Genomic DNA, 15,709 nt, shown 5'->3' with positions numbered 1-15,709 from the left:
GTTATGGTGAAGATGAGGTGAGTAATCAACTTTTTCTACAAGCCTCTTAGACTTAGTTAACTCATATTTTTTTCTATTTCACTAAATAATAAGTCACCTAAAAAGTATCCCTTATTCCAAGACGTGGTCAATTCGCCATCAGGAAACTGGTAGATAGCTAGTTTCTTTTTGATTCGATTGGCCAAGTTAGAAAGCTGGCATAAATTGGATCTTGTTGCTTCTGTCTCCCAAATTAATGAGCACATCTTTTCTCGAGAGAGCACTTTCCCATCTTTTTGATAGTCATAGAGATGGTACAATAATTTTTTTTCGTTTGAAGAAAGACTGAAAAAGAATAGCTCAGAGTTCTTTTCTTTTTGTAAGCTATGATTCTTTCCAGCAGCAAAAACTGTATGTTCCTGTTCACTTGCGAGTTTAGCAATTTTTTCCGTGATCTCCATATCCGTTGCTTCAGGTTCAATCCAATCATCAATTACATTGATCAAATGAGAAAATTCTGACTTCGTTAGATCTTCTTTATTTCCTTTTCTCAAAATAAACAAACCATTTTTCTTGAAGAAGGCATAAGACTTCGAAATATCTAAAGTAGAGACAGTGTCACTAAAAATGACCAATGAGAAATACTTGATAATTTGTGGAAAAAATTGAGCATCATTTAATAAATCGCAAGAACAATATACTTCATCATTTGAACGTTGTAGGATTGCTTGCAAATCTCTTTCAACCATTAAATTTTTTGTTATGATTAATATTCTTGCCATAAATACCACTCCTATCAGCGAATAAATATTTAGGGATTAGTTAAAATCATCTATTAATAAATTCGCCTTATTTCTTTGTTATTACTGCAATCTTACAGTATCAAAAATAGACTAAATATTTTTTCCTTCTTTTTAATTTTTTTAATTCATAAATTAAATTTTTAAATAAAACACAATTGGATATCAACGCATAACCTATAATTCGTTGTTAATTATAAAAGTTCGCATCGGTCTCACGAGTATATTTAGCTTTATAAATGAAAAGACTTAGAAACTTTTTCGGCATTACTTTTTTGTTAGTTTATACTATGTTGATTCGATGTTGAAAAATTTTCTGACCTTGTAAACTGACTATAGAAAGTTTATTTGGAGGAAATTTATGAAGAAGAAAACGAAGCTTATGTTAGTCGGAGTGATCGGTGTAGTGTTAGCCGGATGTGGCTTTTTTGCATTAAATTCTAAAAAGAAAGAATCGCCATATCATGTCTTTACAGTAAAAGCAGCTGATCCGTTACAACTTAAAGGTAAAGTGGAACCACTTAAGAAGCAGCTCTATTTTTTTGATGGAAATAAAGGGAGAATTAAAAATATTCCTGTAAGTAACGGTGAAGAGGTCGCAATTGGAACGCCATTAATTGAGTATCAGAATGAAGCCGTGGAAAATGAAACAGTCTCACAGCGGCATGCGGTAGAAAAAAGCTCATTAGATGCTTCACAAGCAGAGGCGACTGTAGCGGCAAATGAAAGACAAGTACAAACAATTACCAATCAAATCAATGATACACAGCAAAAAATGACACAAGCAAAAGAAGAAGAAAAGACGGCTTTAAATGAACAGTTAAAACAGCAGCAGGGAGAATTGCAAACAGCGAATGATCAATTGAGTCAATCACGTTTTGCAGTACAAAGTGCTTATGAGGATGTTCAATCGGCTAAAGATGTATTAGCTGGACAACAGAAACAAGCATCATCGACAGTCAGTTCAGAAATTGCGGGGATTGCCTCGGTGGATGAAAAAGGAAAAGGTAGTCCTGAAGTTCCTGTAGTAACGGTATCTAGCAAAGAGAAGCAGGTCAAAGGAATTGTTACGGAATATGACTTAGACAAATTGGTGCCTGGTCAAACAGTTCAAGTAACGACGGTCGGCAATGATAAAAAAGTTGACGGAACGATTAAAAGTATTGCTACTAGTGCGTTACCAACTAGCGGGGACAACAGCAATGTCGCTTCCTACGAATTTATTGTAGAAGGGGACTTTCCTTGGACAGATGATTTATCAACTTTAGTAACTTTGCAGCAAAAGCAGCTTTTGTTGCCTGATTCTGCGATAAAGAAAACAAAAAATGAACAATATGTTTATAAATATGTAAATGGCAAGGTCAAGAAAACAGCGATTCAAATAGTAACTGTCAGTGGGCATAATATAGTACAAAAAGGATTGAAAGCCAATGATAAAATCATTGAAAATCCAGATGATGAGCTAAAGGACGGTTCGGAAATTCAGGTAGCTGCGAATGATTAAATTGGAGCATGTGTATAAATATTATGAGACCGGGGACACACAGTTAACTGTTTTAGAAGATGTCAATTTTTCAATTGCCGCAGGAGAGTTTGTCGCCATTATGGGACCTTCTGGGTCAGGAAAATCGACATTGATTAATCTTTTAGGTTTTATTGATCGTCATTTTGACGGAAGGTATCTATTTAATGGACGTGAAATTGGAGATTTCAAGGATGAAGAATTATCTGAGATTCGCAATCGCTCTGTAGGGTTTGTTTTTCAAAATTTTAGTTTGATTGAAAATTTGTCAGTGGCTGAAAATGTTGAGTTGCCTCTTTTATATAAAGGGGCTAAACATAATGAAACACAAAAGAAAGTGAAGGACGCCTTAAAAAGAGTCGGATTATCAGAAAAACTGGATCAGCTTCCTAAGCAATTATCTGGTGGACAGCAGCAGCGAGTAGCAATAGCGCGAGCGTTGATTAATCAGCCAAATTTTATTATTGCAGATGAACCAACCGGAGCACTGGATACCCACACAACGGATGAAATCATGCAGCTATTCAAGCAGCTTAACGATGAAGGTGTAACAATTATTTTAGTAACACACGATCCTGAAACAGTTGTTTACTGTGATCGGCTATTAAAAATCAGAGATGGGAAAATGATCGAGGAGGTGCTGCAGTCGTGAGAAAGTACATACTCTGGAGGACCGCCTTTCGCTCCATTTTTAAAAATAAACGTCGTAGTTTCTTAACAATGGTGGGTATCATTATTGGGATTGCCGCAGTTATCATGATCGTTGCTTTAGGAAATGGGTTTAAACGAAACATTTTATCTGAGACAACTGGTACAGATGAAACAGGACAAACAAAATACATCAATATTAAATACAATGATTTTGATAATTTGGTCAGTGACAATAGCGGTATCTCGCAGACTGATAAAGATATGGTTGCAAACTTGCCGGAAGTAAAGAATGTTTCTTATTATAAAGCAACGAAAAAAGATAGTAATCCAACAGTTGATTTTTATGATAAGAATACGAAGCTGTCAATGACCGTTAATCCGACGAAGGAAACAAATTTATCTATTTTAAACGGACGTCAGTTGAATGCAGCGGACAGTGATAGCTTGAATAAGGTTGTCGTTCTTGATGAGGTTGTAGCAAAACAGCTTTTTGGTTCAAAAGAAGCGGCATTGAATAAAGGCTTTGATTTAAATGGTCAAGTTTTTACAGTTGTTGGTGTATCTGCAAATACTTCGGGTGAAATCGGACCACAAAACTATGAACCATTGGCCTTTTTTCCAAAAAAGACGTACACACGCTATTTAGGAAAAAAAGAGGATCATTCCGTTTTAGCTATTAAGTTCAATGCGAAAGCGAATAACGAAGCGGCAATGACCAAGGTATTAAAACAGCTCAACATGAATGGTGAGAGTCGAACGCTAGGAGAATATCAAAGCTATGATCCAAGCTCTGAAATTAAACAACTAGGATCAATGCTAGATCAGATGACTCTTTTTATCAGCGCAGTAGCAGCTATTTCATTATTTATTGCGGGTGTGGGTGTAATGAATATGATGTATATCTCGGTCTCAGAACGAACAAAGGAAATCGGGATTCGGCGTGCACTTGGGGCAAATGCCAAATCAATCAAATTACAATTTCTATTTGAAGGAATTGTTTTAACAGCAAGCGGCGGTATTATCGGCTATATTTTAGGTATTCTGATTGCTTTTGGTGCGTCCTTTGCACTGCCGTTTTCTGTTCGCCCTGATATGATGACGGTATTCATTTCGATCGGGACTTCGGTTTTGATCGGAGTAGGCTTTAGTTATTTACCGGCCTCAGCTGCAGCAAAAAAAGAATTGATCGATATATTGAAATAACTATTGCTTTTTAAACAGCTGTTTTAAGGAATCAATCAACAGTGACTATTATTTAGCTAAACCTTCTGAAAATGGTAAAATTTAAGTATTCAACTAATAGTTGAGCACAAATTTTATGATTTCAACAGAAGGTTTATTGTTTGTTAGAATACTGGAGGGTATATTCATGGTAGAGATCGGAGCTAAAATCAAAGAGTTGAGAGAAGCGAAAAAAATGTCGCAAAAGGATTTGGCTGATTATCTAAATGTGACTCCGCAAGCTGTTTCAAAGTGGGAGAGAAAGAAAAGTTATCCTGATTTGGACATGCTGGTTCGATTGAGCAACTATTTTCAGATATCTACGGATGAACTTTTAGGAAAGTCAAAACCGTCATTTTTGGCTTCTTTCTTTTCTAAAATCAAAGGAGAAGAGAACATGGACAAGTCGATCGCGATTAAAAAATATCCTGAAGGTAAGGTGCCTAAAGCAGTAAATGTTGAAAATATGGCTGGATTTCTACGGATTACTTTTGATAATGATGAGATTCGATATCTAAGATCGCATCTTTTTGAGGGGATGATTGATCTTTTCTCTCCAAGTAGAGGAAAGGGGAAACGTGGACCATTGATGTTTGGAAAATATAATTCCTATAATTGGATCGGTTCGCAGTTTGAAATCAAAGAGTCGGGTGAAGTAGTTCTAAATGGTACGGATTTCTATTCACCAGAAGAGCTTTGGTATGATAGTAAAGAACATATTAATGAAATTACCTATCCTTAGTTTGCACTAAGGATAGTTTTTTCATTAGTCAGCAATTTGTATTTTTGCTTCTGCCTTAAAATCTTAGTATAATGACGTTGTTTTGATGTTTAGGAGGAAGTATACATAATGAATAATAATTTTTGGGCGGAGCTGCCAAAGCCCTTTTTTATACTGGCACCGATGGAAGATGTGACGGATGTGGTGTTTCGTCATGTGGTAAAAGAGGCGGGGGCACCGGATGTTTTCTTTACGGAGTTTACGAATTCGGATAGTTTTTGCCATCCGGATGGAATCGAAAGTGTTCGTGGACGATTGGCCTTCACAGAGGATGAACAGCCGATGGTGGCGCATATCTGGGGAGATAAGCCAGAATTTTTCCGTGAGATGAGTATCGCATTGGCGGATATGGGCTTTAAAGGAATTGATTTGAATATGGGTTGCCCGGTACCGAATGTCGCGGAGCGTGGCAAAGGCAGCGGCTTGATTTTACGTCCGGAGGTTGCGGCAGAATTAATTGAAGCGGCCAAAGCGGGTGGGCTACCAGTCAGTGTGAAGACGCGGCTTGGTTTTACTGACACTGCTGAGATGGAGAAATGGATCAGTCATTTACTGAAGCAAGATATTGCGAATCTTTCGGTTCACATGCGGACGCGCAAAGAGATGAGCAAGGTGGCTGCGCATTGGGAGCTGATTCCTCGAATCGTAGAGCTGCGGGATGAGATCGCGCCCCAGACATTGATTACTATTAATGGAGACATTTTAGATCGTCAGATGGGTCTGGAGCTTGCTGAAAAATATGGTGTGGACGGCTTGATGATCGGGCGTGGGATTTTCAAGAATCCATACGCCTTTGAGAAAGAACCGCAAGAGCATTCGCCGAAAGAATTAATCGGTTTGCTGCGATTACAGCTTGATTTGCAAGACAAGTACGCGGAGCAGGTTCCTCGTTCGATTGTTGGATTGCATCGTTTCTTTAAAATCTATGTTAAGGGATTCCCCGGTGCAAATGATTTGCGGGTGAGCTTAATGAATACGAAGTCAACCGCTGAGGTTCGAGAGATTTTGGCTGATTTTGAAAGACAGCATGAAGAAATTTTCTAAGTGTCATTTGTGATAAAAAAATAAAAGGGTGGCTGATTCTGCAAGTAATTAACAGGATTAGCCACTCGTTTTTTCATTTCAAGGAGTCAGGTAATGATCTAGGTTCTATTATTCCCACGATTCTTGTTAGCTTGGTATAATAGAAAGGAGCGATTGCATATTTCATATCTAAAAAATCAAGGAGTGTTTTTATGATCGAAGTAAAATTAGGCGATATTTCTCGTCTTGCTAATCGAGTAGACGCGATTGTGAATGCCGCAAATACAGCCCTAATTCCTGGTGGAGGTGTAGACGGCGCTTTAAATCAGGCAGCTGGTCCAAAATTGAAGCAAGCGATGGCTAAGATTGGTGGAACTCCTACGGGAACAGCCGTGATAACGCCAGCTTTTGATTTACCAGCAAAGTATGTAATCCATGCGGTAGGTCCACGTTATATTGATGGCCAACATGAGGAAGAAACATTATTGTATTCAGCCTATGAAGCTGTTTTCCAATTGGCACGAGAAAATGATATACAAACACTTGCAGTACCGGTATTGAGCGCAGGCATTTATCAGTACCCCAAAGAAGCGGCAGCCCGCGTTTTATACAATGTAACGAATCGAGTTGAAAATCAAAGGATTGCTACTCAAGTGATTGTATTTGATGACGTTTGGCTGGAAATTTTTAAGAAAATTAAACGTGATAGTAAAGATGAAAGCGATTAATTATTTTTATCAGAATTTGGATAAAGTGATAAACTAGTCTATAAATAAGCGAAAAGTGAGGCGAACAATTTGAAAGCTATCTCGATTCATCCTGAGCCAGTAATGGATATTCTACTAGGAAAGAAGAAAGAGGAATACCGATCATGGACAACCCATCATAGAGGACCTTTATTAATCTGCTCGACAGCTATCAAGACTCCTGGTTGCATTTCAGGTTATGCTGTTTGTATTGTTGATTTAACCGATGTAAAAAAATTGGCTGACGATTCTTATGCATGGATTTTTGAGAATGTTCGTTGTATCAAACCGTTTCCAATTAAGGGGCAACGCCGGCTTTACCATGTGCCAGATGAGCAGATTGTTGTACCAGTGGAAGGTGAATTTAAGTTTGATGATGGTGAGAAGGTTGTGACTGAAAAATTTTGGCAAAACCATTATCTAGCGCTGATTAACTAAAAATTTTAGAGAGTACGAATATCAGGTTAAATTATGTAAAACTTGATGTGAGCACAAACGGCTTCCAGTTAGTGATTAGAGGCAAAGAATTCTTAATAATCAAAAGGCAGTTTCTTACTGTTGATCACTGGTACTGGGATTATACTTTTATCATGTAATATTAGCCTTTATATTGGATAACTATAACACTGAATTAATAGAAATAATTAAAGACAAATGGTCTTTAAGAACTGACCTAAAAGATTGAGACAGTAATAAAAAATATTTTTCTAGGCTGCTGATTTCCGAAATTCTATCGGAGATCGGCAGTCTAGTTTTTGTTGAGTTAATAAAGAGGTAATTCTATTTCGTTTCAGGTTATTGTGTCAGGTCCTTACTTTAGCCCTTGCTTTTTTATTTTTTGAAAAAAATTGGGATAACCTATAATCGATGAATTTTTTAACGAAAAATGCTCAAAAATGATGATATTAACAAATAAATAGCCTTTAAAATTGCTTTTAACGTTTTTTAATTTGATTTGAATTCACTATTTTTTTACTTTTTCCTCTTCATCTTAAAAAAATCAATCTGTTAATTACGTATTTTGAATGATTTTGACTAAAAATTGCCACCACCATCTATTTATATTATTATTTGTTAACAACATTAGAATATTTCAAGTGTTTGATATTTCTTTTACTTTAAAAATGGAAAATTACTGAGAAAATGATTTATTAATCAATAGCCTTTCATTTTTTTATCAAAGTACAAAAATTATGAAGAAATGGCGGATGATGACGGTCAGCTAAAGGGGAGAGTTTACTAGCAAGTCGTTCTTTTGAGAGGAGAATGATCATGGATTTTCGTTCAGTTTTAGGAACAAGCAACAAACGGCGATTAGCATTATTAGAACGACTCTATTATCGTCGTGAGGGGTGGTCGAGCGATCAATTATTAAGCGAGCTGAATTGTTCGCTGCCAATTTTATTAAATGATATTGAGTTGATCAATGATGAATATCCTAGTTTTCAAATTACGAAAACAAAAGGGATTTATCGATTGAATGTGGGGAAAAGAGTTAGTCTAGGGAATTTATATGCGAATATTTTGAATACTAGTCCAGAATTCCAGATTATTGAAGAACTTTTGTATGAAGAGTGCGAAAATATTACTGCATTAGCTAAAAAACTGTACCTCAGTTCTTCCAATACACAGCGTTATTTGAAAAAGCTAGAGAAAATCTTATCATTGGCGGGCATGGAGTTATGTTATCGGCCATTGCGAGTAGAGGGAAACGAAGGAGAAATCCGAAATTTTTATTATCGATTTTACAGTGAGAAACAAAATGCTTTTGAAAGCTCGATGCCGAAATTACCAACGAAGCACTACCATATTATCGGAGAATATGTAGAAGAGTTTGTCAGAGTGAATCAAATTCATGAAAAATATGTTTTTCAAAAGCGCTTGATTTATAATTTCTATATTAGTATTTGGCGAGTGAAAAATGGTCATAGTTATCCAAAAGGAGAGCTGCGGACTGAAGGATTGTTTTTGCCTATGGATATCGAGTATAAGAAACTAAGACAAGCCGTTCGAGAAGGTTTAGATCTAGAATTAACACCAGAAATGGTGAGGGAAGGTCTGTGGTTAATTTTTTCTGATTCAATCGTATTCAGCTTTCAACACCGTGAACTTGCTATGACAGATAATGCAAACTATCAGCAGCTATTTATGCGTCATTATGAACTCGTGGAAGAATACAATGAGATGCTAGGCTATCGATTAGAAAAACAAAGCAGAATTGACTTAGCGACAGTTTTATCAAATGATTTTTATATGTATGATCCCCAAGGGCAATATGTCTGTTTACTATGGCGTAACAGAACTATGTTTTTATCGGAAGCATCAAAAATGTATAGTCGCGGAGTAGAAAAAATAACGAATTTAGTAAAAAGATTTGTAGCGAAATACGAGATATATCAGGAAGAAGATTTTGTCCGTAACTATGTCTATCTACTGATTACGATGGAAGAAAGGTGTATGGAATGGTTGGCGAATCAAGAACCACTATTAAAAGTTTTGTTATTATCTGATTTGACCCCTACAGAAGAAAGCTTTTTAGCGAAACAAATTTCTGATACAATTTATGGAAACTTCATAATCAATCATTTTGAGAATCTATCAGGAGGAATCGCTCAGTTGCATTATGAGTTGAAAAATTATGATTGCTTGATTACTACAGGTTCAGCTGAAGGATTGCCGAATGATTATCCCGTAGTCGTAATTGATCCTTTTTTAACTAGTCAAAGTACACATTGGATACAAGAAATGATCAGTAAGCTTGAAGAAAAACGTAACTTGGCCACTATGATAGAATAGTAGCGAAAGAAGGTTGAGTATGGATAATAATAGTATGGAAAAAATCAATCAATTTCGCGATGAACGAAACTGGCGTCCTTTTCATAATGAGAAGGATTTAGCCTTGTCGATCTGCTTGGAGGCGGCTGAACTATTAGAGCTTTTTCAGTGGAAAGATTCAGAAGAGGCGCGGACGCAAACGGAGCGGTTGAAGGAAGAATTAGCGGATGTACTGATTTATTCTTACATGATGGCAGATAATTTGGACTTTGATATTGACGAGATCATTAGTGAGAAATTGAAGAAGAATGCGATTAAATATCCGGTAGAAAAAGAGTAGATATTCGATACTAAGTCGCAAAAAAAGCAGAATTTTCTGCTTTTTTTATTCATGTAATTCCAACGGTAAGCCATCTGGATCAAAGAAAAAGGTCATTTTCTCTCCAGTAAAATCATCGGTGCGCAAAGGCTCGCAATCAATACCGTGACTATTTAAATAAGCGACTGTTGCTTCGATGTCCGTTGTTTTAAACGCAAGATGGCGTAAGCCTGCTGCTTCTGGAAAGCTAGGACGCTTTGGTGGATTTTTAATAGCGAAGATCTCTAATTCCGCATCATTTAGCTGTAAATCCAATTTATAATCTTGGCGTTCTGGTCGGAAATTTTCACGAATGATTGGCAGACCAAGAATATCTACATAAAAATGTCGTGCCTTTTGATAGTCTGAAACGATGATAGCGACGTGATGGATGGCAGAAAAATCTGGTTTTTGCATGAGTAGGTCCTCCTTTTTTCTCATTATAAGCTAGTTGGATTAAAAAAAGTATGTTATACTCCAATCAATTGAAGAGAAACATTTGGGGTGCTTTTTGGCTGAGATTATACCCATGGAACCTGATGCAGTTAAAACTGTCGCAGGGAAATGTAGCTAGTTGACTGATCGTACCCGACCATTTTATTTTGGTTGGGTTTTTCTGTCTTTTACTCCTTTTGTTTCTTGTAGAAAGGAGTTATTTGTCTTGGAAAAAAGTAAAATTCATAAGTTGACGTTATTGGCTCTAATGATCGCATTAGATGTTGTGTTGTCTCCCTTGATGCGGATCGAAGGGATGGCGCCGATGTCCAGTGTGATGAACATTATCGCCGGAGTGTTGCTAGGACCATTTTACGGAACAGTCATGGCGTTAGTCTGTGCATTGATACGGATGACGATGTTGGGGATTCCGCCTTTAGCGTTGACGGGTGCAGTATTTGGTGCATTTTTTGCTGGTCTATTTTATCGTTTAGGAGGAAGACTGATTTGGTCAATGCTGGGTGAAATTGTGGGTACAGGAATCATCGGTTCGCTCTTATCCTATCCTGTAATGGTCTGGTTTACAGGGAGTCAAAATGAGCTATACTGGTTGATTTACACTCCGAGATTTGTCGGAGCAACGTTGATTGGTTCGGCAATTGCTTTTGTTGTGTTGGTTAAATTGCAGGAAACAACGATTTTTAAACGCTGGCAGCGGTTGTTTTCAAGTGAAAGGATGTTTGGATGATCAAAACGAATATTTCAAAGGGATTTCCATTAGAAAATGCTCCGTTAGTTCATTGTATAACCAATGAAGTGACCTGTGAAACGGTCGCAAATGCATTGCTTTACGTTGGTGCAAAGCCGATCATGGCTTCTGATCCTCGCGAGTTTGAGGAATTATTTCAACAAACAGACGGGTTGCTGCTGAATATCGGACATCTGTCGGAAGAACGTGGGACCAGTCTGTTGGCAGCGAGCAAACTAGCAAATAGCGTTCATAAGCCAACGGTGGTAGATTTGGTCGGTTATGGCGTCAGTAGGGTTCGAAATCAAGTAGGGCGTTCGTTGGTGGCAGAAAATCCAACAGTAGTAAAAGGCAATATTTCTGAACTACGGAATTTTTGCGGGCTGCCGAGTCAGGCTCGTGGAGTGGATGGTAGTGAGCTAGATCAAAGTGAAGAAGCAATCGCTGAATTATCGGAAGCTATGCAGAAGTTAGCGGCTCTTTATCCGAAGACCACGTTCCTAGCAACAGGTTCTCAAGATATTATCGTCGATCAAGAACGTATTTTTCATTTAGCGAATGGCGTGCCTGCGTTGGATCGTTTTACCGGTACAGGCGATGTTGTAGGTGCGTTGATTGCAGCATTATTAGGCGGCGGATTGAAAGCGATTGATGCGGCTGTAACTGCGGTTAGCTATTTTAATCTTTGCGGAGAGCAAGCAGGAGATACGATTGGTCTAGCCGCTTTCCGGCAAGAGACGTTGAATCAGCTTTCAATATTGATGGAGGAGAACTGGTGGACAAAAGTGAAAGGACGGGAAAAGCATTGGACTTAACCTTATATTTAGTGACTGGTCGGTATGATTTTAGCGATGAGAAGTTTTTAGCGGTGATTGAAGAGGCCTGTCAAAATGGTGTGACATTAATTCAATTACGAGAGAAGACTTTGTTGACGGGTGCTTTTTATGAGCTGGCTTTGAAGGTAAAAGCTATTACGGATCGTTACGATGTTCCTTTAATTATTAATGATCGTGTTGACATTTGTTTGGCAGTCGACGCAGCAGGAGTGCACATCGGAGATGATGAGATGCCGGTGGATATTGTTCGTTCGCTCATTGGTACAGAAAAAATTCTAGGGGTATCAGCAAAAACTGTGGATCGTGGCTTAGAGGCTGAAAAGGCAGGAGCGGATTATTTAGGGATTGGTGCCATTTTCCCGACAAAAACAAAAGACACTGCTTTGACTTCGATTGAGACGCTAAAAGCGATTAATGAGGCAGTGACGATTCCAAGTGTTGCGATCGGCGGTATCAAAGAAGAAAATCTATCTGATTTTCGTGGAACAGGGATTGATGGTGTTTCGATTGTTAGTGAGATCATGTTAGCGGAAAATGTTGGTAAAAAAGTTCAGGCTCTAAGGGGAAAAATAGCAGAGGTATTGGAGGAACATGTATGATCAATTCAACACCACAAGTCGTAACGATCGCAGGTTCTGATTCTGGCGGTGGCGCTGGAATTCAAGCCGATTTAAAAACGTTTCAAGCTCGAAAAGCTTTTGGTATGAGTATCATCGTAGCATTGACAGCCCAAAATACTTACGGAGTGCAGGATAGTATGGCGATTCCCAGTAGTTTTATCGAAGAGCAGTTTGATTCTCTAGCCGCGGATTTTACGATTGGTGCGGCAAAAACCGGGATGCTGGCAGATGTCGAACGCGTGGAAATTGTCGTGAAGAAATTGAAGCAAGTCAATTTTGGACCATTAATTGTTGATCCTGTGATGGTGGCTAAAGGCGGTCATCACCTGTTGCAAAATGATGCAGTGAAAACCATTAATGAGAAACTATTGCCGTTAGCTACCATCGTGACTCCGAATTTACCAGAGGCAGAGGTGATCATCGGACAGCGAATCGTTACGGATCAGGAGATGATCGAGGCGGCGAAGAAGCTGCAAAATTTGGGCACGAAAAACGTTGTTGTTAAAGGTGGGCATAGCCAAAATAAAGAGGCTGCTGATTTTGTTTTACTAGCATCAGGAGAAAGCTTCTGGATGAGCGCTCCGAGAGTAGAGACCGCCAATACTCATGGAACAGGCGATACCTTTTCGGCTTGTATCGCTGCTGAGTTGGCAAAAGGGAAAGATTTGAAGGAAGCGATCATCATTGGAAAGAAATTTATTCAAGCCGCAATTAGTCAACCTATTTTCGTTGGGCATGGTCACGGGCCAACGAATCATTGGGCAGAGATTTCTGATGACATTTTGATCAGATAAAAAGGAAGTTGAGGTCACCTCAACTTCCTTTTTAATTTGCTTTCAAGCAAATAGCCTGTCCTTGTTTTTGCAGATGAGCGACATGCTGTTCGCCCCAATTGCACAGGCTATCCAAAATATCTGATAGACTGCGGCCGTAGTTGCTTAATGAATATTCTACTTTCGGCGGAACTTGCTGATAGACTTTGCGATCAATGATATTGTCCTCTTCCAATTCACGCAGCTGCTGCGTCAGCATTTTCTGGCTAATACCAGTGATACCGCGCTTCAAATCACTAGGCCGCATGGGTTCATGGCGCAGATTGCATAGAATAATTGGTTTCCATTTTCCGCCAATGACATCCATCGTCGCTTCAACACCGATCATATATGTACGATTTTCCAAAATAAATTTCCTCCTAAAAAACCTTGATATAATCCAAAAGTTACTGAAAGGTACCTATAGTACAAAAAAGTGGGTACTTATCAAAAGGTCAACAACAGTATATAGTATCTTCTCGTAGGTTACAAATACTTTTTTGATGGCTGGTTTCATGAACTAGCTTTACCGCTCAGAGCGAACGTTTATTTAAGAAACCATTTTTCAAAAGGGCGAAAAGTGGTTTTGATTGTCGTCACGCCTACCAATCCGCTAATCGGGCTGAAGCACGAAGTGGAACTGGCCAAGCTGAAGGAGTTCATGAAACCATTCTAAGGAGGAACAACATGGAAAAGAAAATTTCACCAAACTTAACGTTACTGGCTCTCGCAATCAACGCCTTTGCGATCGGGTCAACAGAATTTATTAGTGTAGGGCTTTTGCCGATGATCGTTAAAAGCTTCAATGTCACATTAGCTCAAGCCGGTTTAACCGTTTCTTTATACGCGTTAGGCGTCACGATCGGAGCCCCTTTATTAACGGTGTTAACCGGAAAATGGAATCGTCGCAATCTGATGATCGGGATCATGCTGCTGTTTATTAGTGGGAACTTATTAGCAGCCTTTGCACCGACCTTTATGATTTTATTGCTGGGGCGTATTTTAGCGGCGCTGGCTCATGGCATCTTTATGTCGGTTTCCACCGTGATCGCGGCGGATGTCGTAGAACCTTCCCGTCGTGCTAGTGCGATCGCCATCATGTTTACAGGTTTGACTGTGGCGACCGTAACCGGAGTGCCGTTGGGGACTTTCATAGGTCAACAAACCACGTGGAATATGTCCTTTATCTTTATTGCAGTGGTTGGACTGTTAGGCTTAATTGCCAGTAGCTTCTTAGTGCCTCGTCAGTTGCCAATTCCCGGTAAAGTTGACTTGAAGGGCTTTGTTCGAATTTTTACCAATAAACCATTGGTCATGTCCTTCTTAATCACTGCCTTTGGTTATGGTGGAACCTTTGCGGCTTATACGTATTTGTCGCCAATTTTAGAAGGCTTTGGACTTTCAGCTAGTGCTGTTGTCATTATTTTGATTGTTTACGGAGTGATGGTGGCGATCGGCAATACGATTGGTGGACAGCTTGCCAATGAAAAACCGTTGGCTTCGTTGATTAAAATGTTTGGTCTTTTAATGGCGGCTCTTGTATTCTTATTTGCGACTACTTTGATTGGAAACAATATTCTAGGTTTGCTGGCGGCGTTGCTCTTGGGTCTGTTTGCCTTCATGAATGTACCAGGCTTGCAATTGTATGTTGTACAGTTAGCAGAGAAATATGTGCCGCAAGACATTACTTTAGCTTCAGCGTTTAATATTGCTGCCTTTAATATCGGGATCACACTAGGTTCGACAGTGGGAGCGCAAGTAACTGGGAAAATGGGCATCGCCTACACACCTATTTTTGGAGCCGTGATTGTATTGTTAGCGATTCTCTTGATTGTGCAAGTGAAAAAGAGTGAATCAACAGAAACGTCAAATGAAATGGCCGAATGTGAAGAGTAAATAGAAAAACCGTGACGAACGCTCGTCACGGCTTTTCTGTATCCTTCCAAATTTGAGCCAAAATATCTTTCAAGACTAAAAAGGTATCTTGATCGTTATAGCCATAATTCCTTTTCAAAAGCAGAAGCATATCTTTTATTTTTGGGATGTAGTCATTCAAATCGACTTCCGTTTGATAAGTCGCTAAGATGGGGTATTTTTCCGCCCAGACATTCGTCCAATCGACTTTCGCTTGTTTTTCTTCACTCGTTTTGGCAATCACTTCTTTAATATCGTTAAGATCCGGATCAAATTCGATCAATTCATCCAAAGAAACCTTGTATGTGACGGCTAATTTCTTCGATTGGTTAATATCAGGCAAAGTTTCATCCAGTTCCCATTTTGAAATCGTCTGCCTGCTTACACCGAGTTTTTCTGCGACTTCTTCTTGTGACAAGCCTCTTTTTTTTCGTGCATTGAAGAAATTCGTTCCTAATGTCATGATGTATCCCTCCAAACTTGATAAG

At 38.8% G+C, this 15,709-nt stretch carries 18 protein-coding genes and 1 riboswitch; of the genes, 14 read left to right on the top strand and 4 right to left on the bottom strand.

Annotation, left to right across the window (positions count from 1 at the left end; all coding sequences use genetic code 11):
* Nucleotides 1–56: 56 nt before the first annotated feature.
* Nucleotides 57–761 (bottom strand): helix-turn-helix domain-containing protein, encoded by a 705-nt coding sequence (locus tag OMU_RS20630; RefSeq protein ID WP_016181804.1) that lies wholly within the window; start codon nucleotides 759–761, stop codon nucleotides 57–59.
* A 379-nt stretch (nucleotides 762–1,140) separates the two neighbouring features.
* Here OMU_RS20630 and OMU_RS20625 point away from each other — a divergent pair, with 379 nt between their 5' ends.
* The 9 genes from OMU_RS20625 to OMU_RS20585 all read left to right on the top strand — a co-directional run bounded on the left by OMU_RS20625 (nucleotide 1,141) and on the right by OMU_RS20585 (nucleotide 9,838).
* Nucleotides 1,141–2,283, top strand: a complete 1,143-nt coding sequence (locus OMU_RS20625) for an efflux RND transporter periplasmic adaptor subunit (protein WP_016181803.1) — start codon at nucleotides 1,141–1,143, stop codon at nucleotides 2,281–2,283.
* Nucleotides 2,276–2,953, top strand: a complete 678-nt coding sequence (locus OMU_RS20620; protein WP_016181802.1) for an ABC transporter ATP-binding protein — start codon at nucleotides 2,276–2,278, stop codon at nucleotides 2,951–2,953. Before OMU_RS20625 ends, OMU_RS20620 begins: the two co-directional genes overlap by 8 nt.
* A complete protein-coding gene (locus OMU_RS20615; protein ID WP_016181801.1) occupies nucleotides 2,950–4,155 on the top strand; it encodes an ABC transporter permease in 1,206 nt (401 codons plus the stop codon). Before OMU_RS20620 ends, OMU_RS20615 begins: the two co-directional genes overlap by 4 nt.
* A 166-nt stretch (nucleotides 4,156–4,321) precedes the next feature.
* The gene (locus tag OMU_RS20610) at nucleotides 4,322–4,915 is read left to right on the top strand and encodes a helix-turn-helix domain-containing protein (RefSeq protein WP_016181800.1); all 594 of its coding nucleotides are present in this window, start codon (nucleotides 4,322–4,324) and stop codon (nucleotides 4,913–4,915) included.
* A 108-nt stretch (nucleotides 4,916–5,023) separates the two neighbouring features.
* Complete coding sequence (locus OMU_RS20605) at nucleotides 5,024–5,998, top strand: tRNA dihydrouridine synthase (protein WP_016181799.1); 975 nt, start codon at nucleotides 5,024–5,026, stop codon at nucleotides 5,996–5,998.
* Nucleotides 5,999–6,189: 191 nt separating this feature from the next.
* Complete coding sequence (locus OMU_RS20600) at nucleotides 6,190–6,705, top strand: macro domain-containing protein (RefSeq protein WP_016181798.1); 516 nt, start codon at nucleotides 6,190–6,192, stop codon at nucleotides 6,703–6,705.
* A 69-nt stretch (nucleotides 6,706–6,774) separates the two neighbouring features.
* Nucleotides 6,775–7,161 carry an ASCH domain-containing protein gene (locus OMU_RS20595; RefSeq protein WP_016181797.1) on the top strand — a complete coding sequence of 129 codons (387 nt, stop codon included), beginning with the start codon at nucleotides 6,775–6,777 and terminating at the stop codon, nucleotides 7,159–7,161.
* Nucleotides 7,162–7,995: 834 nt separating this feature from the next.
* Entirely contained in the window at nucleotides 7,996–9,519 is a 1,524-nt protein-coding gene (locus OMU_RS20590) for an AcpB/EbpR/MafR family transcriptional regulator (protein WP_016181796.1), read from the top strand.
* Between the two features lie 19 nt (nucleotides 9,520–9,538).
* Complete coding sequence (locus OMU_RS20585) at nucleotides 9,539–9,838, top strand: nucleotide pyrophosphohydrolase (protein ID WP_016181795.1); 300 nt, start codon at nucleotides 9,539–9,541, stop codon at nucleotides 9,836–9,838.
* Between the two features lie 45 nt (nucleotides 9,839–9,883).
* Here the strand turns inward: OMU_RS20585 and gloA2 are convergent, their stop codons facing one another.
* Nucleotides 9,884–10,273, bottom strand: a complete 390-nt coding sequence (gene gloA2, locus OMU_RS20580; RefSeq protein WP_016181794.1) for an SMU1112c/YaeR family gloxylase I-like metalloprotein — start codon at nucleotides 10,271–10,273, stop codon at nucleotides 9,884–9,886.
* Nucleotides 10,274–10,346: 73 nt separating this feature from the next.
* Nucleotides 10,347–10,436, top strand: a riboswitch (TPP riboswitch).
* 123 nt (nucleotides 10,437–10,559) lie between these two features.
* On the opposite strand from gloA2, the gene thiW reads away from it, so the two are divergent.
* The 4 genes from thiW to thiD are packed head-to-tail and all read left to right on the top strand — an operon-like array spanning nucleotide 10,560 to nucleotide 13,289.
* Nucleotides 10,560–11,039, top strand: a complete 480-nt coding sequence (thiW, locus tag OMU_RS20575) for an energy coupling factor transporter S component ThiW (RefSeq protein WP_048717960.1) — start codon at nucleotides 10,560–10,562, stop codon at nucleotides 11,037–11,039.
* Complete coding sequence (thiM, locus tag OMU_RS20570) at nucleotides 11,036–11,854, top strand: hydroxyethylthiazole kinase (protein ID WP_016181792.1); 819 nt, start codon at nucleotides 11,036–11,038, stop codon at nucleotides 11,852–11,854. Before thiW ends, thiM begins: the two co-directional genes overlap by 4 nt.
* Nucleotides 11,815–12,474 carry a thiamine phosphate synthase gene (gene thiE / locus OMU_RS20565; RefSeq protein ID WP_016181791.1) on the top strand — a complete coding sequence of 220 codons (660 nt, stop codon included), beginning with the start codon at nucleotides 11,815–11,817 and terminating at the stop codon, nucleotides 12,472–12,474. The genes thiM and thiE overlap by 40 nt, the downstream gene beginning before the upstream one ends.
* On the top strand, nucleotides 12,471–13,289 hold the full coding sequence (gene thiD / locus OMU_RS20560; RefSeq protein WP_016181790.1) for a bifunctional hydroxymethylpyrimidine kinase/phosphomethylpyrimidine kinase: 819 nt from the start codon (nucleotides 12,471–12,473) through the stop codon (nucleotides 13,287–13,289). Before thiE ends, thiD begins: the two co-directional genes overlap by 4 nt.
* A gap of 31 nt (nucleotides 13,290–13,320) precedes the next feature.
* Here thiD and OMU_RS20555 read toward each other — a convergent pair whose 3' ends face one another.
* Nucleotides 13,321–13,674 (bottom strand): winged helix-turn-helix transcriptional regulator, encoded by a 354-nt coding sequence (locus OMU_RS20555; RefSeq protein ID WP_016181789.1) that lies wholly within the window; start codon nucleotides 13,672–13,674, stop codon nucleotides 13,321–13,323.
* A 320-nt stretch (nucleotides 13,675–13,994) separates the two neighbouring features.
* Between OMU_RS20555 and OMU_RS20550 the strand changes: the two genes are divergently transcribed.
* Nucleotides 13,995–15,203, top strand: coding sequence for an MFS transporter (locus OMU_RS20550; protein ID WP_016181788.1), 1,209 nt, complete (start codon nucleotides 13,995–13,997; stop codon nucleotides 15,201–15,203).
* Nucleotides 15,204–15,228: 25 nt separating this feature from the next.
* Here the strand turns inward: OMU_RS20550 and OMU_RS20545 are convergent, their stop codons facing one another.
* Nucleotides 15,229–15,684, bottom strand: coding sequence for a helix-turn-helix transcriptional regulator (locus OMU_RS20545; protein WP_016181787.1), 456 nt, complete (start codon nucleotides 15,682–15,684; stop codon nucleotides 15,229–15,231).
* Nucleotides 15,685–15,709: the final 25 nt, after the last annotated feature.

The sequence above is a fragment of the Enterococcus avium ATCC 14025 genome (genome assembly GCF_000406965.1).
Taxonomy (GTDB): Bacteria; Bacillota; Bacilli; order Lactobacillales; family Enterococcaceae; genus Enterococcus_A; species Enterococcus_A avium.
The sequence above is the reverse complement of the archived record's forward strand: the minus strand, read 5'-3'. Positions and strand labels throughout refer to the sequence as shown.